Below are 18,304 nucleotides of genomic sequence, written 5' to 3' on the forward strand. Positions count from 1 at the left end.
CATTGGCCTTTCGTGGATCACCGAAACGGGGCGCGATCTATTCGGCCGCCATCGACACGCGCCGGAACGTCAGGTTGATGCGTTCGCCCTGCACGCCCGGCGCCTTCGGCACGCGATGCTGCCATTCGGCCTGCGTGCGGCCGCGCATCACGAGCAGGCTGCCATGCACGAGGCGGTACGCGTGCGTGGCGCCAGTCGTGCGATGGCGAAGATCGAACATCCGCATCGCGCCGAGGCTCACGGACGCGATCACCGGCGCGTCGCCGAGTTCGGGTTCGTTGTCCGCGTGCCAGCCGAGGCTGTCCAGCCCGTTGCGATAGCGATTGAGCAGCACGCTGTTGAAACGCACGCCGCACGTCGCCTCGACTGCATGCTTGAGCGCAAGCACGCCCGGCGTCCATGGCTGCGGCACGTTGCGGATGCCCGAATAGACGTACACGGCATCCGGTTCGCCCTGCCACGCGGTGAGCCGCGGCAACGGAATGCGTCCGCGCGGCGTGCGGATCGTGTCCTGCCGCCACGCGACCTCGTCGATCAGCGTGGCCAGCGCGCGGTCGGCTTCGGGCGGCGCAAGCCAGTCCGGGTACCAGTCCACGTCTGGCGCGGGCGTATCAGCGAAAAGATCGGGCGTCGACATGTCGGCAGGAACGGGCGAGGAACGAACGAGGCATGCCTGCATACTAGCCAACGGCGCCGCGCGCCGCCATGCGCCGTCATTCGACGTGGAAAGAAAAGAACGCGGCCGCGCCCCGCGGTGCACGCGTCTCGCCTCGCGGCCCTCCGCTAGCCGCGCGTCAGCCGGATCAGCGTGATCTCGGACGGCACGCCGAAGCGGTTCGGCGGCCCCCAGTAGCCCGTGCCGCGGCTCGTATACAGCCACATGTCGCCGAAGCGGTTCAGCCCGCCGATCACCGGCTGCTGCAACCGCACGAACGGCGGCCACGGCAGGAACTGGCCGCCATGCGTATGCCCCGACAACTGCACGGTAAAGCCCGCGCGGTTCGCCGCCTCCGCGCTGCGCGGCTGGTGCGCGAGCAGGATCTTCGTGCCGACGTCGCGCGGCGCACCCGCCAGCGCCTGCGCGGGGTCGCTGCGATGCGCGGGATCGAAGCCCCCCGCCGTGAAGTCGGTCACGCCCGCCAGCACCGCGCGCGCGCCGCCGCGCTCGATCAGCACGTGTTCGTTCAGCAGCACCGTCAGCCCGATACGGCGAAATTCGTCGATCCACGCATGCGCGCCTGCGTAGTACTCGTGGTTGCCCGTCACGAGGAAGGTGCCGTGCCGCGAGCGCATCTGGCCGAGCGGCGCCGTGTGTTCGCGCAGGCGCTTGACGGAGCCGTCCACCACATCGCCCGTCACGGCCACCAGGTCGGCGTCGAGCGCATTGACCGCGCGCACGATCCGTTCGATATAAGGCCGCTTGATCGTCGGCCCGACGTGAATGTCGGACAGTTGCACGATCGTCAGCCCGTCCAGCGCGGCCGGCAGCCCGGCAATCGGAATCGACACGCGCTTGACCGCCGCCGTGCGGCGCGCGCCGACGAACCCGATCGCGGTCACGAGCACCGCGGCCGCCAGCACGCCGAGCGCCGTGTCGGGCGCGGCGCCGCTCCATGCGCCGTCATGTCCGAGATGGCGCCACGCGAGCACGCCGAGCAGCACGATGTCGCGCACGAACGTCAGCACCAGCAGCGACGAGAAGAAGCCCATCGCGAGCGCGCTGGCCCAGCCGACCAGCGTCGCGGCCCAGCCTTCGTCGAAGCGGCGCGAGAACATGCCGACCGGGATCAACACGACGAAACTCGCCAGCACGAGCGCCGCGATCGTCCGTGCGAGCGGCGACGCGAACGCATCGGGAATGATGCGCATCCCGACATACAGATGGAACAGCACGCCGATTGCAATGAACCGGACAAAGAAACTTCGCATGAAACGTTCACCTTCGTTGCACGACCGCTTCCACGACCTGCGTCGCACGGGCCGCGATGCCCGGTGCGGCGCGTCGCGCCCTACGCACGATGGTACACAGATCCCGGTCGCGACGACGGGTCGCGCCTCACGGTGCCGCGCCGTGCGGCTTCGCGCGATAATCGGCCATCCTCCCGCTGCCAGATCCATGCGCTTCGATCTCGTCGACCTCAAACTTTTCACGCACATCGCGGAAGCGAACAGCCTGACGCGCGGCGCCGAACGCGCGCACCTGTCGGTGCCGGCCGCCAGCACGCGCATCAAGCACCTCGAGGAACAGGTCGGCGTGAAGCTGCTGAGCCGCACGAGCCAGGGCGTCACGCTGACCGCGCCGGGCGAGACGCTGCTCGCGCATGCGCGCCGCGTGCTGCGCCAGCTCGAGCAACTGACCGGCGACCTGCAGGAATATGCATCGGGCGTGAAAGGCCACGTGCGCGTGTTCGCGAACACCACGGCGATGAGCGAGTTCCTGCCGGGCGTGCTGCGACACTATCTCGTCGACCATCCGGACGTGACGATCGACATGCAGGAGCGGCTGAGTCCCGACATCGTGCGCGCGGTGCAGGAAGGCATGATCGACATCGGCATCGTCGCCGGCGACGTGCGCACCGACGGGCTGCAGGCGATGCCGTACCGGCGCGACCGCCTCGTGCTCGCGACCGCGCTCGGGCATCCGCTCGCCGGCCTGGCATCGACGCCGTTCGTCGCGACGCTCGACCACGACTTCATCGGCCTGCCCGAAGCGAGCGCGATCCACGCGTTCCTGAAACGCGCGGCCGCCGACGTGCAGCGCACGCTGCGCTGGCGCATCCAGGTCAGCAACTTCGAGACCGCGTGCCGGATGATCGAGGCGAACGTCGGCGTCGGCGTGCTGCCCGAAGGCACCGCGCGCCGTCATGCGAAGACGATGGCGCTGCGTCTCGTCGCGCTCGAAGACGACTGGGCCGAGCGCCAGTTGCAGATCTGCGTCGCCGATCTCGATGCGCTGCCGCGCTTCGCGCGCGATCTCGTCGACCTGCTCGTCGAGGACGCGCGCGGTCAGCCCGACTGAGCGGATTCGCATGCGTTCGACGGGCAATCGGCGTGTTACGCGCCGATTCCGCTGCGTCGGCATCGCAAATTCCGCTGCGTGATGTCGTCTGACGATCCTTTACAGTCCGTTAGCAACCCTACGCGAGCTTGGGCTGGCAAAATCGCGGCGTTCCGGCCGTCGCTGCCGACACGCGGCCGGACCGTCCGGCATGACCGACGGCGCGGCCACCGCCGGCCTCGGCCCATGCCGCAAACGCGTGCCGGATCGCTGGCGGTCCGCATCGCGCTGATTTATGATCGGCTCCGTATCCTGGAATCGTCGTCGCGGCCCGGCCGGTCGCGACGATCCGCATTGCGCCGCGCCCGGCATCCACCCCCAACGTCGAGCTCGTCACCCCATGAGAAAAACAACGCCGCGCGCGCCCCTGCGCATCGCCGCCGTCCTGGCGCCCGCCCTGCCACTCGCGGGCTGCGCATCGCGCGGCGCACCGTCCTACGTGCTGTTCGGCGCGTACTTCCCGCTGTGGCTCGTCAGCGCGATCGTCGGCATCGTCGGCGCGATCGTCGCGCACCGCGTGTTCGTCGCGACCGGCTGGGCCGCGACGGTGCCTTACCAGCTCGCCGTCTGCACCGCGATCGGGCTCGTGATCGCCGTGATCGTCTGGCTCACCGGCACGGGGCCGTTTGCATGAAGGCCGCCGGCATCGCCCGCCCCTCCGTCAAAGGCCGCGTGATCGCGCTCGCGATCGTCGCGCTCGGCATCGCGGCGCTCGCGTACGCGTACCACCGCACGACGGCCTACCCGTCCACCGACGACGCGTCGATCGACGCCGACGTCGTGCACGTCGCGTCGCCGGTCGGCGGCCGCATCGTGCAGCTCGCCGTGCATGAAAACCAGCGCGTCGCGAAAGGCGACCTGCTGTACGTGATCGATCCCGTGCCGTACCGGCTGACCGTCGCGCAGGCGCAGGCCGATCTCGAACTCGCGCGCGCGTCGCTCGACACGCGCCGCCGTTCGCTGATCGGCGAGCGCTCGAATGCGTCCGTCGCCGCCGAGCAGGTCAAGCGCGCGACGCAGAACCACGATCTCGCGACGCGCGACGTGAACCGGCTCGCGCCGCTCGCCGCGCAGGGCTACGTCAGCGCGCAGCAGTTCGATCAGGCGAAGGTGCGCCAGCGCGACGCGGCCGTGTCGCTCGCGCAGGCGCAGGAGCAGCAGCGCGCGTCCGCGCAGACGATCGGCGACGACGCCGACGCGATCGCGACGCTGCATGCGCGCGAAGCCGCGCTGGCCCGCGCGCAGCATGCGCTCGACGATACGGTCGTGCGTGCGCCGCACGACGGGCTCGTGACGGGCCTGAGCGTGCTTCCCGGCGAAACCCTCGCGCCGAACCAGTCGATCTTCACGCTGATCGACGCGAGCGAATGGTTCGCGGTCGGCAATTTCCGCGAGACGTCGCTGAACCGCATCGCCGTCGGCGACTGCGCGACCGTCTATTCGATGATCGACCGCGACCGCCCGATGACCGGCAAGGTCGTCGGCATCGGCGCCGGCATTGCGGACAGCGACCGCATCAACCTGCCGCGCTCGCTGCCGATCGTGCAGCGCTCGGTGAACTGGGTGCATGTCGCGCAGCGCTTCCCGGTGCGCGTGAAGCTCGACGAACCCGACGGCAAGCTCGTGCGTGTCGGCGCGAGCGCGATCGTCGAGGTCCGGCATGGCTCGGCCTGCCGCTGACGTCCGCTCGCCGGGCCCGCGCGAAGTCCTGCGGCTGCTCGCGCCGTTTCCGGGACGCGCGGCCATGGCCGTGCGCGTCGCGCTGATCTGCGCGCTCGTCGTGCTCGTGACGAGCGGGTACGGCACGCCCGAAGCCGCGATTTCCGCGTACGTCGTGTTCTTCCTGAACCGCGCCGATCGCGTGACGAGCGCCGTGCTCGCGGTCGCGATGCTGTTGCTCGTCACGATCGTGATCGCGCTCGTGATCGGCGTCGCGATCTTCAGCATCGAGTATTCGGTGCTGCGCGTCGCGTGCATGGCCGTGCTGTCGGTCGGGCTGCTCTACCTGACGTCCGCCAGCAAGCTGCGCCCCGTCGGCGCGATCCTCGCGATGATCGTCGGTTTCGGGCTCGACCAGCTGGGCCTCGCGCCGGTCGGCGAAGCCGCGACGCGCGCGCTGCTCTATGCCTGGCTGATGGTCGCGATCCCGGTCGGCGTCGCGATCGTCGTCAACCTGCTGATCGCGCCGTCGCCGCGCAAGCTCGCGCACGCGCAGCTCGCGAAGCGGCTGCGGCTCGCCGCGCGGCGGCTGCGCGGCGACGACGACGCGCGCGCCGGGTTCGATGCCAGCCTGCGCGAAGGCGACAAGCCATTGCTCACGTGGCTCAAGCTGTCGAAGCTCGAAGGCTCGTCGTCGGGCGCGGATGTCGTCGCGTTGCGGCAGGCCGTCGCGTCGAGCACCGCACTGCTCGTGGCGGTGGCGCTCCCGGATCGCGAACCGCAGGCGCGGCTGCCCGACGCATTCGTCACGCCGATCGCGACGACGCTCGACGAGATGGCCGCGATCCTCGAACGGGGCGGCTATCCGGTCGACGTGACGCTCGCGCTGCCAGCCGCCGATGCGCTGCCGCCGCTCGCACGCGTCGTCGCGACGGACCTGCACACCGCGATCACGCGGTTCGCGGAACCGCCCGCGATCGACACGGCGGCCGCGCCGGCCGATACCGCCGACGCGCGCGCCGCCGGCCAACCGGCCGCACCCGCGGCACCGCCCGCGCCGCGCGGCGGCTTCTTCCTGCCGGACGCGCGCACCAATCCCGACCATATCCGCTATGCGCTGAAGACGACGGTCGCGGCGATGTTCTGCTACCTGCTGTACTCGCAACTCGACTGGTCGGGCATCCATACCTGCTTCATCACCTGCTACATGGTGTCGCTCGGCTCGACGGCCGAAACGGTCGAGAAGCTCACGCTGCGCATCGCCGGCTGCATCGTCGGCGCGCTGATCGGCACCGCCGCGCTCGTGTTCGTCGTCCCGTCGCTGTCGTCGATCGGCGAACTGATGGCGCTCGTCTTCGTCGGCGCGTGGCTGTCCGCGTGGGTCGCGTTCGGATCGCCGCGCATCGCGTACGCGGGCTTCCAGGTCGCGTTCGCGTTCTTCCTGTGCGTGATCCAGGGCGCGGGCCCCGGCTTCGACCTGACGCTCGCGCGCGATCGCACGATCGGCATCCTGCTCGGCAACGTGGTCGTGTATCTCGTGTTCACGCGCATCTGGCCGGTCAGCATCGGCAAGCAGATCGACACGGCGCTCGCGGCGCTGCTCGACCAGTGGCGGCGCGTGACGCAGATCGCGCAGCCGGCCGAACGGCGCGCGCTGGCCGCCGACGCGTTCGCCCGTCACGGCGCGATCTCGCAGGAGCTCGGCCTGATCCACTACGAACCGTCGTGGGTGCGGCCGGCCGCGACGTGGCTGGCCACGCGGCGACGCGCGCTCGCGGAACTCGGCGCGCTCGAAGGCCCGCTGTTCCTGCTCGCCGAACGCAAGCCGGGCGACGCGGCGATCGGCGCGCAACTCTCGCGCGTCACTGCCCCGGGCGACGACGAAACGACGCCCCGCACGCCTGCCCCGGCGCCACCGTCGAGCGCCGCCGCCCCCGCCGACCCCGCGCGCGACGCGCTGCTGAACCTGATCGACACGCGGCTCGCGCGGATCGCCGACGCCGCCCGTCAAGCCACACCGAAGGAGCCTGCCCCTCATGCGCGTACCTGAACCACCGGCCGCCTCGATCGCCGCCGCCGCGCTCGCGACCGCCGTCGCGCTGGCCGGCTGCGCGACGTCGTCGATCGATCTGGCGCCGGCGGCGCCCGACCGCCCGTGGCAGCCGCAAACGTCGGCGGCGGGCGACATCGTGGCGGCGCCACCGCGCGCATCCACGCAAGGTGCGCACGACTACACGCTGCCTGCGTCGCCGGCGCTCGCGTCGGTGTCGGCGCCGGCCGCGCTCGATGCCGCGCACGCGTACACGCTGCCCGAGCTGATCGATCTCGCCGAATCGGCGAACCCGCTGACCCGCATCGCCTGGAACGACGCGCGCAACGCGGCGCTCGCGGTCGGCCTCGCCAAGTCCGCCTATCTGCCGCGCCTGTCCGCGACGGCAATGGGCGCGTACCAGGCGAACCACGGCTCGACGTCGACGATCCTCGGCGATTCGTCGAGCAACACCACCGTGCACGGCACGATTTCGGCGCTGTCGCTGCAATGGCTGCTGTTCGATTTCGGCGGCCGCGCGGCCCGCGTCGAAGCGGCCGAACAGGCGTCGATCGCGTCGAACGTCGCGTTCACGGCCGTGCACCAGCAGGTGATCCACGACGTGACCGTCTCGTACTACCGCTACGAAGCCGCCCGCGCGCGCGCGCTGAGCGCGCAACAGGGCCTCGCGAACGCGGACGCGATCCTCGCGGCGTCCCGCGCGCGGCTCAAGCACGGCGTCGGCACGGTCGTCGAGCTCGCGCAGGCGACGCAGAACCGCGCGCAGGCGAACCTCGCGCTCGTGCAGGCGAACGGCGCCGAGAGCGACGGCTACCTCGCGCTCGTCTCCGCGCTCGGCATCTCGCCGCTGTCGAAGCCGACGATCGCCGCGCTGCCGAAGCGGCCGCTGCCGCCTGCGCTCGGCTCGTCGGTCGACGCGATCGTGTCGGACGCGATCGCACGCCGGCCCGACCTGCAGGGCGCGTTCGCGGTCGAAAAGGCCAATCGCGCGAAGATCAAGGCAGCGGAAGCCGCGTTCATGCCGAAGATCTTCCTGTCCGCGTCGACGTCGTATGCGAGCGGCGGCACGGCCATCTCCGCGCTGCCCGCGATCGGCGACCAGGCGCCGACCGTCAACCTGAACGGCAGCCGCTACGGCGGCGGCGTGTTCCTCGGCGTGACGATTCCGCTGTACGACGGCGGCCTGCGCTCGGCCGTGCTGATGCAGGCGCGCAACGACGCGCAAAGCGCGTCCGCGCGCCTCACGCGGACCAAGGAGGAAGCGGTGCGCCAGGTCGTCGCCGCGCAGAACGCGGTGCAGACGAGCCTGGCGTCGCACGACGCCGCGAAGGCGCTCGTCGATGCCGCGCAAACCAGCTACGACGCGGCGCTGACCGCGTACCGGAACGGCGTCGGCTCGGTCACCGACGCGACGATCGCGCAAAGCCAGTTGCTCGCCGCGCGCAACGCGGAAGTCGACAGCTATGCCGGCGCATTGTCGGCCGCCGCCGCGCTCGCGCTCGCGACGGGCACGATCGGCGCGGCGCAGTAGCGCCGCCGCCAGGCGGTTGACGCAGGCGCGCGCCGCCCACTAGAATGCCGCCCATTCTTCCTTCAGGAACCATCGTGGACAGTTGCAGCACTCCGTTGCGTGCGCCGCTTGCCGCCTGAACGCCTGTCCGCCGCAGTTCTCCTGCCACGGCTCGCGTTCCGCGAGCCGCACGCTCACCCCGTTTCACACTGAATGACGCATTCGCGCGGTACAGTACCGCGCGATGACGGCTATCGCCGCGTCGCGTTCGGCCTTGCGCCGCGGCGACGCGCGCCGGCATGCGCTTCTTGCACGGCAGGACAACCATGACTTTCGATTTCGCACTCCGTCTTTTCACCGCGTTCGCCTGCGGCGTCGCCATCGGCCTCGAGCGCCAGATGCGCCAGCGCACGGCCGGCCTGCGCACCATCACGCTCGTCGCGAGCGGCGCATGCCTGTTCGTCACGCTCGGCGTGCTGACCGGCAACGGCGTCGCGGGCGTCACGCAGATCGCCGCGTACGTCGTGTCGGGCGTCGGCTTTCTCGGCGGCGGCGTGATCATGCGCGACAAGGGTTCGATCCAGGGCATCAACACGGCCGCGACGCTGTGGTGCTCGGCCGCCGTCGGCGTGCTGGCCGGCTCCGGTCACTACGTGCCCGCGCTCGCCGGCACGGGTGTCGTGCTGCTCACCAATACGGTGCTGCGCGGCGTCAGCCAGGCCATCAACGCGACGCCCGTCTCGAACGCCGACCTCGTGCGCGAATACCAGATCACCGTGATTTGCCTCGCCGCCGACGAAGTGCACATCCGCACGCTGCTGTCGAACGCGATGTATGCGAAGCCGCTGTCGTTCCAGAGCCTCACGAGCGAGGACGTGCCCGACCAGCCGGACCGGCTGAAGGTGACCGCGACGCTGAAGCTGCATCCGAAGGATCAGCAGAAGCTCGAGCAGATCGCGAGCCGGATGAGCATGGAGAAAAGCATTTCCAGCGTGAGCTGGACCGCGAAGGAAGCGGAGCCGATGATGGAGTGAGCCGCGTGGCGGCCGCCGCATCCGGCGCCGCCGTTGCGTTGCGTCAGGGTGCTTCGATGAGCCCGGCCGAGATCGCCTTGACGACCGCCTGGACCTTGTTGGTCGCGCCGAGCTTCTCGAGGATGTTGTTCACGTGGAAGTTGACCGTCCGCTCCGAGATGCTGAGGATCTGGCCGATTTCGCACGCGGTCTTGCCCTCGGCCGTCCAGCACAGCACCTCGCGCTCGCGCGCGGTCAGCGTGACGCCCGCCGCCGGCGACAACTTCGGCACCATGAAGCGGCTCATCAGCGAATGCGACAGGTTTGCGAGCCAGTTGGTCTGCAGCGTCAGCATGTTGATCTCGGCCGGCGTCAGCCGGTCGGCATGGCGGGCGATGCTCAGCAGCCCGAACGCGCCGCGCGCCGCCCAGCTCGACTGCGCGACGCCCACCGACAATCCGAAATCGCGCGCGTCCTGCCACAGCGGGCACGGATCGATCCGGTCGACGTCCGGCCACACGATCATGTTGGTGCTGAGCGCGCCGTCACGAACCGTCGAATCGATCTCGATGTAGTTCTGCGCCTGGTAGTGCGCCATCCAGCCGTCCGGATAGGTATCGAAGATGGCGACGGCCGGCTTCGAAACGGGCAGCGGTACGCGAATGCCGTAACAGCAGTATTCGAATCCGAGCCGCTTGGAATAGGCGGCGATCCGCTGGAAGAGCTGCTGCTCGTCCTCCGCGGCGCTGAATTGTTGGTAGGCATCCTGCCAGCGCAGTTCCATTCTTTCTCCGACAACGTCACGCTGTCATACTTGTCAGGTTTCAGTACCCGTTCGAGGCTGATACATTCCGCGCATGACTTCACCCTTGCTGCACCCTGTCCCCGGCCCGTCCCCGGACGGCTACGTACGCCTGTCAGAAGGCGCACTGGCCGCACTCGTGCTCGACCATGTCGCGAGCGGCCTCGATCCGTCGCTGCTGGCCGAACTGCGCGACAACGCGATCGACGCCCGCCTCGCCGGCTATACCGAATGGCATCGCACGGCCGGTGCCGGCGTCGCCTACGTGACGGTCGGCTGGGACTGGTACCTCGAACGCGCGACGGGCACGTTGGTGATCGCGGGCGGCGACGTTCGCAGCAACGTGATGGCCATCGACGCCAAGGGCGCCGACATCGGCATGTTGCGCACGGCCGCCGCGCTCGCCGCACGGCTCGCCGCCCTCGACTGGCCCGCCGCGGTCGCGTCGGCCCTGCTCGGGCACAACGACGCCTATCATGCCGGTCCGACGCTCCAGTGACAACCGGCCGCGCATTCCTCTGACGATTTTGCAAGACTGGCGCTCTTTATAAGCAAAAGCGGCGCGGTTTTCAATCCCGTTGATCAAGAAACCGTTACCACGTCCCGAATGGCGTCTTTACGCCGTCACCCTGTAAGAGTTACCAGTTACAGGCTCCTCGTGCCGCGCGCTGTAATGCACGCATACAAAAGCACAGATCCGAGGACATCCATGCAGACCTTCGTTCACGAGGAAGGGCGGTTGCCACACGAACTCGCGGCGGATCTCGGGCGCTATCGGCGCCGCGTGTTCGTCGAGCAGCTCGGTTGGGCGCTCCCGTCGGCGAACGAAAGTTTCGAGCGTGACCAGTTCGATCGCGACGATACCGTCTACGTGTTCGCGCGAAACGCCGACGGCGACATGTGCGGATGTGCGCGCCTGCTGCCGACGACGCGCCCGTATCTGCTGAAGTCGCTGTTCGCCGACCTGGTCGCCGAGGACATGCCGCTGCCGCAATCGGCCGCCGTCTGGGAATTGTCGCGATTCGCGGCGACCGACGACGAAGGCGGCCCGGGCAACGCCGAATGGGCCGTGCGGCCGATGCTCGCGGCCGTCGTCGAATGCGCGGCCCAGCTCGGGGCGCGGCAGTTGATCGGCGTGACGTTCGCGAGCATGGAGCGGCTGTTCCGCCGGATCGGCATACACGCGCACCGCGCAGGCCCGCCGAAGCAGGTAGATGGGCGTCTGGTGGTCGCGTGCTGGATCGACATCGATCCGCAAACGTTTGCTGCACTAGGAATCGAGCCGGGGCAGGCCGCCCGGCAAGCTATCGCCGCCTGAGCCGGAACGCGCGTTTCCGTCCGGGGCGGCATCGTAACGAAGGAGAACCAACGTGGACCAGTCACAGGTCTTTCGCGCGATGATGCCCGGGTTGACGAGCGCCAGCGGCGCCCGCGTCTCGGTCGCCTATCCGTCGTTTCCCAGGCCGTTGCCGCTCGTGCGGCTCGACCGCCGCGGGCTCGTGTTTCGTGCCGCCGGCGCCGCACCGCTCGTGTGCGGGCTGCCGCGCCCGGCAACCCTGCTGGTCGCGGACGAGCCGCTGTGCTCGCTGCGCCTCGTGATCCGCGACATCGCCGCGACCGGCGACGGCCGCCACGACTTGACGATGCAGCCGTCCGGCGCCGCCGGTGACGAATTGCTGTGGCACGCGTTGCGCGATCGCGAGCCGTACCGGCGAATTCGGCACCCGCTCGCGCCGGTCGATCTGCCCGTTCCCATCGACGGCGAACCGCATGCGGCGGCCGGCGAAACCGCGGCGCGCCCGTCGCGCAGCGCGGCTTTCCGCCTGCCCTGCCACAGCGACGCGCTGTTCTTCGCGGACTGGCTCGAATATCACTTCGATGAACTGCGCGCGTTGTCGCAACAGCACGGGCCGCAACTGCAGCTCAATCAGCTCGAACGACAGGTTGACGATGACGAGGTCGGCGTGCGTTTCGTCTACGACATCGACGGGCATGCGACGCGACACGCATTGACCGACTGCGCGCGCGAGGCATGTGCATGGATCGAGACGGAGATGCGCAGCAAATACGCGCTGCCCGTCGCGCAAGAGCGGTTTGGCGCGTTTGCCGCGCATGCGCGGGCCGGCGGCATGTGAATGCGGCCATGCCGCGGGCCGCCACCAGGCGGGTTGCGCGGCGGCAAGTTGTGCCGATACAACGAGCGCTTGCAAACGTCCGGGTTTTCCCTTAAATTTACGTCTGTCTCCTCCATGTCTCCAAACATGGATTCAGCCCGCTCCAGCAGCGGGCTTTTTTATTGCCTGAACAGTTTGCGGGGCCACATCACCTCCTGCGCGCGACTAGCCCGCCGGACCCAAGGTGGCCGGGCGTAGCCAGTAGTAACGCACCGCAAATATCCGCGCGACCGTGACGACCAGGATCAGCAGCAGGTACAACCAGCCCTTTCTGGTCGTCGGCAGGTCCGTCAGGGCACCGACTTCGCCCGTCAGCGCCGCCAACGCGACCATCGCCAGACCGGCCAGCACCAACGTCCCCTTTGCCACCCATCCGAACGCGGCCTCCAGCCCGGCTGCCCATCGCGACTGGCGGTAAGGTCCGGCAACCGGCCGGCGCAGATCGGGCTTACCCATTCGTCAGTTCCCTACCGGCATGCGCGTGCCCGCACGTCGTGCGGCAAGCGCCGCCGATCGCATGAATGCGAAGGTCTTGTTGATGGGTAGCCGCTGCGATGCGGAGTGCGCACACTCGATCGAAATGCGTCATGTTTTCTTTCGCGAGACGAGGCTCAGCACAATTCGATTCGTTTGGCCGGGCCGAATCGATATCGTTCGATACAGCCAGTATCGCCCGAAACACGATCCGCTCGCCTCGCCCAATCGCGATCGGCCGGCTTATCATTGACCGGCCAGCCACTTCCCGTCGAGGTCATCTTGCACGCCCATCTGCGCATTGCCCGCCCGGTCAACAACCTCGCCCGCACCGAACGCATGTATCGCGACGGCCTCGATCTGTCGGTACTGGCGCGCTTCGACGATCACGACGGCTTTTCCGGCGTAATGCTCGGCCGCGAAGGCCTCGACTATCACTTCGAGTTCACACACTGCCCCGACCATCCGATCGCGCCGTCGCCGACGCCCGAGGATTTGATCGTGTTCTACCTGCCCGATCGGCCGAAATGGGAAGCCGCCTGCGAGCGCGCGACCGCACACGGCTTCATGCCCGTGACGTCGTTCAATCCGTACTGGGAAATTTCCGGCCAGACCTTCGAGGATGCAGACGGTTACCGGATCGTGTTGCAGAACGGTACGTGGCGCTGATGGGCTGACGTGCGTGAGCCGTTACACGGCGGGGTGGTTGCCGCCGGTGGTAGCACATCCGCACTCGCCGGTCGCCAACGATGCAGCGTCAGACGTTCGATATCGATTCGATGGCGTGATCGTTACGGGAGTACGGAAGGACGACTGTGGACTCAATGCAGATGACGCCACAAGCGCGGCACTGGAACGCATGAGGGGAAGGAAGTCGCGATCGTCGCTTGTACCAGCGACGATCGGAAGAATTGCTGACGAGAAACGAGCGCTAGCGCCGCCCGCTCGGGTTACTCGTTCTCCTCGAAGTAATGCCCGAACTTCGTCTGCTTCGTGCGGATATAACGCTCGTTTTCCTCGCGCACGGGCACCGCAAGCGCCACGCGTTCGCAGACGGGAATGCCATGCTTCACGAGCGTGTCGAATTTCTTCGGATTGTTGCTCATCAGCCGCACCGACGTCACACCGAGGATGCGCAGGATCGCAGCGGCCGAGTCGTACTCGCGGGCGTCGTCGGGCAGGCCGAGATCGAGGTTCGCCTCGACGGTGTCGCGCCCCTGCTCCTGCAACGCATACGCGCGGATCTTGTTGCTCAGACCGATGCCGCGGCCTTCATGGCCGCGCAGATACAGCAGCACGCCGCGGTCTTCGGCCGCGATGTAACGCAATGCGAGATCGAGTTGCTCGCCGCAGTCGCAGCGGTACGAGCCGAACACGTCACCGGTCAGGCATTCGGAATGCAGCCGGGTCAGCACGGACTGCTCGCCCGTCACGTCGCCCATCACGAGCGCGAGATGTTCGGCATCGCTGCCCGATACGCGAAACGCGTATGACGTGAACGTACCGTAGCGCGTAGGCAGCGACGCCGTGGCGACGAGCGTCACGCACTCGTCGGCCTGGCCATTGCCCGGCGTGGGCGATTGGGGACGCGAAGACATCATGAATTCAATCGAAACGTTCAGGAATGTAGGAGTTGTGTGGATGGTGCGTGACGGGAGTTTACCGCTAATCTGGAAACGTCACGCGACTGCCGCCGCCCGCCCGGCTATACTGGGCTCACCGGGTGACGCGCATCACGCCCCGCCTGCCCTGCATCGACCTGCACACGGAGAAAGCGAATGAGCACGACTGTCGCGCAAATTCTCAAGGCCAAGCCGGATTCGGGCCGCACCATCTACACCGTCACGAAGAGCGACTTCGTCTACGACGCCATCAAGCTGATGGCCGAAAAGGGCATTGGCGCGCTGCTGGTCGTCGACGGCGACGACATCGCGGGCATCGTCACCGAGCGCGACTACGCGCGCAAGGTCGTCCTGCAGGACCGCTCGTCGAAAGCCACCCGCGTCGAGGAAATCATGACGGCAAAGGTGCGCTACGTCGAACCGTCACAATCCACCGACGAGTGCATGGCGCTGATGACCGAGCACCGGATGCGCCACCTGCCCGTGCTCGACGGCGGCAAGCTGGTCGGTCTCATCTCGATCGGCGACCTCGTGAAGAGCGTGATCGCCGATCAGCAGTTCACGATCAGCCAGCTCGAACACTATATCCACGGCACGCCCACCGTCACGTCCGCCTGATCCGGCCCAGCAAAAAAGGCCCAAACGCGTCAGCGTCTGGGCGGAAAGCCGCCGGCATGCGGCGACGGAGGTTCTGCTCCTGCGGGCGAACGACGCGCGCAACGGGCGCGCGTCTCGTCAATTCAGCGGTGCGCTCGGGCAGGACCGGGGACGTTCAATCAGTTACCGAAGTAGACCGAGTTCACCGGATTCGGCGCTTCCCGCGTCACGCGACGGCCGGCTTGCGCGGCCCCCGTGGCCACGGCACCGTAACCGCTCGTGTCGGCTTGCGCGAGCATCGGCTGGTTCGGCTGGATACGCTGCTCGGCGGCCTGAATGTTGCTCGGATATTGCGAATCGCTCGCCAGCGGCTTGTAGCCGTTCTGCTCGAGTTGCACGAGTTCGGCCTTGACCTGAGCGCGGGTCAACCCCTGCTCGGACTGCGCGAACGATGCAATCGGAGCGGCAAGGACGGATGCGGCGATGGCTGCGTAGATGATCGACTTCATGATTTACCTCCGGAATATGTTCTCTTTTGACGTCGCCTCGGCAGGACTGTCTGAAGCGATTGAATTCAGTGTAGTGCGCGCCATTCCAAGGGGAAACCCTTAGTTTGAATATACAGCGTTGCATTTTTGGAAAAAATCGCACACTGTTTCCAGACACGGTCGTTGCAACTTGCTTCATCTACACAACAATCGCTGACGAAAGGCCAACAGCCGGATCACCTGTCCGGAAGGTTGTGTTGTAGAATCGTAAGGTTCTATTCGCCAGTCGATATTCCATCCACCATGTACGCGCTCACGCCCATTTCGGTTTCGCCGTCCGGCCCGGCCGGCGTGCGCGCGCGTGCCGGCCAGCCGGCACACCCCCTCGCTCGACGCACGGCCCAGGCGCCGCTCGCCCCTGCCCGGCGCCTGATCTGACCGCTCGGTCTCCACCCGGAGCCAGGTTAGACAGGCTCCGGGCGATCCTCATAGGCACGCCACGCCTGCCCCTGCCGATCATTTGGAGAACTGCCATGAAACAACGCCTTTACCAGCTGACCGAACTCGACGTCGCTCGCCTCGAAAAGCACGCCGAGCACAATCTGCGCTTCCAGACGATGCTCGACACGCTGCTCGAACGCGCCGACATCGTTCAGCCCGACGCCATCAAGGCAAACGTCGTCACGATGAACTCGCAGATCACGCTGCTCGACGAAGCGACCCAGGAACAGGCCACCTGGACGATCGTTTATCCGGACGCCGCCAACCTCGAACTCGGCCGCCTGAACGTCTTCTCGCCCGTCGGCATGGCGCTGCTGGGCACGCAACGCGGCCAGATGGTCAAGGTGATGCAGCCGAGCGGCGCCGAAAAGCTGATGAAGGTCGCCGCGATCGTGTTCCAGCCGGAAGCCAACGGCGAATACACGCGCTGAGCCGCCGGTCGACCAGCGCCGCGCGATACGGGCGCAAAACGGAAAAAGCGAGGCACCGGCCTCGCTTTTTTGCATTCGGACGATCCGGATTGCCGCCATCGTGTTCAACAGACGAAAAAAAGGCGCCCGAAGGCGCCTTTTTTGATGCTGCGAAGCGGGTTACCCCGCCCGTCACGCTTAGAAGCGGTGACGCAGACCAACCGTTGCTGCGGTTTGGTTGATCGACGAGCTCGGAGCCGTCGACAGGTCGCCGTTGTAGATCGACGCGCCGCCAGCGTTCTTCGAAGCACGTTGGTACACAGCTTGTGCGTAGACGTCCGTGCGCTTCGACAGTGCGTAGTCAGCTTGCAGACCGAACTGGTTCCAGTGTGCGCTCGAACCATCAACCTTCGCGTTCGTGTACGTGTAAGCAGCACCCAGGCCGAGAGCCGGCGTCAGGTTGTACTTTGCGTTGACTTCGTAGTTGTCAGCGCGCAGCGACGGAACGCCTGCAGCGCGGTTGTCGATACGCGATTGCGTCCATGCAGCACCGACTTGTGCCGGGCCGAATGCGTAGCCAGCAGCAGCACCGTACGTACGGACACGGCCTTGTGCAGCGATGTTCGTCGCGCCGTTGGCGTTGGTACCGTCACCCAGGTTTGCTTGCGAGTATGCTGCACCCAGCTTCAGGCCTTGGAACTGGTACGACAGGCCGCCGCTGTATGCACGGTTGTTGCCGAAGTTCTGGTTGTTCGAGAACGAGTACGTGCCGCCGAATTGCAGGCCAGCGTAGTTAGCGCTCGTGTACTTGATCGAGTTGTTCAGCGCGACATCACCGTTCGTGCTCAGGCGGTCGTTGTTCAGCGGGTGAGCGAAGTACGTGCCGCCCCACGAACCCGTTGCCGTCAGCGGCGCCAGGTAGTCTTGCGTTGCGTCGTATTGCTTACCCAGCGTGACCGTGCCGTACTGGCTCGACAGGCCGACGAATGCTTGACGGTTGAACATGCCACCGTTGTTGCCCAGACGGCCGTTACCGATGTTGAAGCCGCTTTCCAACGTGAAGATTGCCTTCAGGCCGCCACCGAGGTCTTCCGAACCACGCAGGCCGAAACGGCTCTGGTCGATACCCGAGCCCATCGACCACAGCGACTTGCTGGCGACGTTGCTTTGGTAGGTGATGCCTGCGTCCAGCACGCCGTACAGCGTGACGCTGCTTTGCGCGTGAGCGACGGTAGCGAACGATGCTGCAGCTGCTGCAACGATCAGAGTCTTGTTCATTCGTGGAGCTCCCTTCTAAAAAGAGGCAGGTCTCGCGACCTTGTTCATAAACGGTCTGCAACCGCCCGGGAGCGCCATCGGTACTGCTGGCGGCGCCCGGATAGTTGCCCGTTTGGGAACCGTGAGTTTAGGGGTGTACCCTAGGGGAGCGATCCGCAAATAAAGAAATAAGCTTTTCCAGAACTAGAAATAATGAAAGTGGGGCCGCGTCATAAGTATTTGTTTTAACGTCTATTTTTGACTTCTTGACGACGGCTTTTTGGAGGCTTTCATCGCATCATTCTTTCATGTCATCGTCTTGACGGTTGCATAGAAACAACAAGCGGATTCGGTTCGGCACCCCGAAAACGGTAATTTTTACCCAATTCAATCTCAAATATTGGCCACCCCGCATCTAAAACGTCCGCGTCGCCCCCTAAACAGGGAGCGGCGCCTGCGCCACGGCGAGATCCGTCAGCCATCGGAAAGCAAAACAGGCGGCTCGCCCCCGCCGTGACACGCGGTAACAGCCTTAACCGCCCGCGTAACCCGGCGCGTGGGCCGGCAGGCTAATGTAAGGCGGCCTCGAATACCGAACAGGAACCGCCATGAATCGACGCTCGTTGCTGCGCGCCATCGGATTGACTGCCGCCTTCGTCGGCACCGGCTGGCTGCGCGCCGCCTCGGCC

Annotated in this window: 19 protein-coding genes; 12 read left to right on the forward strand and 7 right to left on the reverse strand. The window is 67.0% G+C overall.

Features of this window, described 5'->3' with window-relative positions; all coding sequences use genetic code 11:
• Positions 1-37 precede the first annotated feature (37 nt).
• Positions 38-637: an alpha-ketoglutarate-dependent dioxygenase AlkB family protein gene (locus H0X95_RS04505; RefSeq protein ID WP_043205534.1), complete on the reverse strand. Its 600-nt coding sequence runs from the start codon at positions 635-637 to the stop codon at positions 38-40.
• Between the two features lie 146 nt (positions 638-783).
• Entirely contained in the window at positions 784-1,929 is a 1,146-nt protein-coding gene (locus H0X95_RS04510) for a metallophosphoesterase (protein ID WP_058903255.1), read from the reverse strand.
• Positions 1,930-2,116: 187 nt separating this feature from the next.
• Between H0X95_RS04510 and H0X95_RS04515 the strand changes: the two genes are divergently transcribed.
• The 6 genes from H0X95_RS04515 to H0X95_RS04540 all read left to right on the forward strand — a co-directional run bounded on the left by H0X95_RS04515 (position 2,117) and on the right by H0X95_RS04540 (position 9,311).
• Positions 2,117-3,019, forward strand: a complete 903-nt coding sequence (locus H0X95_RS04515; protein WP_006489897.1) for a LysR substrate-binding domain-containing protein — start codon at positions 2,117-2,119, stop codon at positions 3,017-3,019.
• Between the two features lie 379 nt (positions 3,020-3,398).
• Complete coding sequence (locus H0X95_RS04520; protein WP_006489906.1) at positions 3,399-3,692, forward strand: hypothetical protein; 294 nt, start codon at positions 3,399-3,401, stop codon at positions 3,690-3,692.
• A complete protein-coding gene (gene mdtN, locus H0X95_RS04525) occupies positions 3,689-4,738 on the forward strand; it encodes a multidrug transporter subunit MdtN (RefSeq protein ID WP_006489885.1) in 1,050 nt (349 codons plus the stop codon). Before H0X95_RS04520 ends, mdtN begins: the two co-directional genes overlap by 4 nt.
• On the forward strand, positions 4,719-6,767 hold the full coding sequence (locus tag H0X95_RS04530; RefSeq protein WP_196445895.1) for an FUSC family protein: 2,049 nt from the start codon (positions 4,719-4,721) through the stop codon (positions 6,765-6,767). The genes mdtN and H0X95_RS04530 overlap by 20 nt, the downstream gene beginning before the upstream one ends.
• A complete protein-coding gene (locus tag H0X95_RS04535; protein ID WP_006494035.1) occupies positions 6,754-8,298 on the forward strand; it encodes a TolC family protein in 1,545 nt (514 codons plus the stop codon). Before H0X95_RS04530 ends, H0X95_RS04535 begins: the two co-directional genes overlap by 14 nt.
• Before the next feature lie 305 nt (positions 8,299-8,603).
• Complete coding sequence (locus H0X95_RS04540; protein WP_006483946.1) at positions 8,604-9,311, forward strand: MgtC/SapB family protein; 708 nt, start codon at positions 8,604-8,606, stop codon at positions 9,309-9,311.
• A gap of 43 nt (positions 9,312-9,354) precedes the next feature.
• Here the strand turns inward: H0X95_RS04540 and H0X95_RS04545 are convergent, their stop codons facing one another.
• On the reverse strand, positions 9,355-10,074 hold the full coding sequence (locus H0X95_RS04545) for an autoinducer binding domain-containing protein (RefSeq protein WP_006496918.1): 720 nt from the start codon (positions 10,072-10,074) through the stop codon (positions 9,355-9,357).
• 73 nt (positions 10,075-10,147) lie between these two features.
• Here H0X95_RS04545 and H0X95_RS04550 point away from each other — a divergent pair, with 73 nt between their 5' ends.
• From H0X95_RS04550 to H0X95_RS04560, 3 genes are all read left to right on the forward strand, one after another.
• Positions 10,148-10,591: a DUF4902 domain-containing protein gene (locus H0X95_RS04550; protein ID WP_058903258.1), complete on the forward strand. Its 444-nt coding sequence runs from the start codon at positions 10,148-10,150 to the stop codon at positions 10,589-10,591.
• A gap of 210 nt (positions 10,592-10,801) precedes the next feature.
• The gene (locus H0X95_RS04555; RefSeq protein WP_006483943.1) at positions 10,802-11,410 is read left to right on the forward strand and encodes an acyl-homoserine-lactone synthase; all 609 of its coding nucleotides are present in this window, start codon (positions 10,802-10,804) and stop codon (positions 11,408-11,410) included.
• A gap of 52 nt (positions 11,411-11,462) precedes the next feature.
• The gene (locus H0X95_RS04560) at positions 11,463-12,227 is read left to right on the forward strand and encodes a hypothetical protein (RefSeq protein WP_179148639.1); all 765 of its coding nucleotides are present in this window, start codon (positions 11,463-11,465) and stop codon (positions 12,225-12,227) included.
• A 204-nt stretch (positions 12,228-12,431) separates the two neighbouring features.
• On the opposite strand, the gene H0X95_RS35880 is transcribed toward H0X95_RS04560, so the two are convergent.
• Complete coding sequence (locus tag H0X95_RS35880; protein ID WP_060268172.1) at positions 12,432-12,722, reverse strand: hypothetical protein; 291 nt, start codon at positions 12,720-12,722, stop codon at positions 12,432-12,434.
• A gap of 300 nt (positions 12,723-13,022) precedes the next feature.
• Here H0X95_RS35880 and H0X95_RS04570 point away from each other — a divergent pair, with 300 nt between their 5' ends.
• Positions 13,023-13,409: a VOC family protein gene (locus H0X95_RS04570; RefSeq protein WP_006483933.1), complete on the forward strand. Its 387-nt coding sequence runs from the start codon at positions 13,023-13,025 to the stop codon at positions 13,407-13,409.
• A 281-nt stretch (positions 13,410-13,690) separates the two neighbouring features.
• On the opposite strand, the gene ribA is transcribed toward H0X95_RS04570, so the two are convergent.
• A complete protein-coding gene (gene ribA / locus H0X95_RS04575; protein WP_006480964.1) occupies positions 13,691-14,341 on the reverse strand; it encodes a GTP cyclohydrolase II in 651 nt (216 codons plus the stop codon).
• Positions 14,342-14,518: 177 nt separating this feature from the next.
• Between ribA and H0X95_RS04580 the strand changes: the two genes are divergently transcribed.
• Positions 14,519-14,980, forward strand: a complete 462-nt coding sequence (locus H0X95_RS04580; protein WP_006486040.1) for a CBS domain-containing protein — start codon at positions 14,519-14,521, stop codon at positions 14,978-14,980.
• Between the two features lie 158 nt (positions 14,981-15,138).
• Here H0X95_RS04580 and H0X95_RS04585 read toward each other — a convergent pair whose 3' ends face one another.
• On the reverse strand, positions 15,139-15,468 hold the full coding sequence (locus H0X95_RS04585; RefSeq protein ID WP_006486030.1) for a DUF4148 domain-containing protein: 330 nt from the start codon (positions 15,466-15,468) through the stop codon (positions 15,139-15,141).
• 512 nt (positions 15,469-15,980) lie between these two features.
• Here H0X95_RS04585 and H0X95_RS04590 point away from each other — a divergent pair.
• A complete protein-coding gene (locus tag H0X95_RS04590; protein ID WP_196445896.1) occupies positions 15,981-16,379 on the forward strand; it encodes a GreA/GreB family elongation factor in 399 nt (132 codons plus the stop codon).
• Between the two features lie 177 nt (positions 16,380-16,556).
• On the opposite strand, the gene H0X95_RS04595 is transcribed toward H0X95_RS04590, so the two are convergent.
• The gene (locus H0X95_RS04595) at positions 16,557-17,636 is read right to left on the reverse strand and encodes a porin (protein WP_006486033.1); all 1,080 of its coding nucleotides are present in this window, start codon (positions 17,634-17,636) and stop codon (positions 16,557-16,559) included.
• Positions 17,637-18,304 lie beyond the last annotated feature (668 nt).

Origin of the sequence: Burkholderia sp. 9779_493, from assembly GCF_015712215.1 — a bacterium.
Classification (GTDB): domain Bacteria; phylum Pseudomonadota; class Gammaproteobacteria; order Burkholderiales; family Burkholderiaceae; genus Burkholderia; species Burkholderia cenocepacia.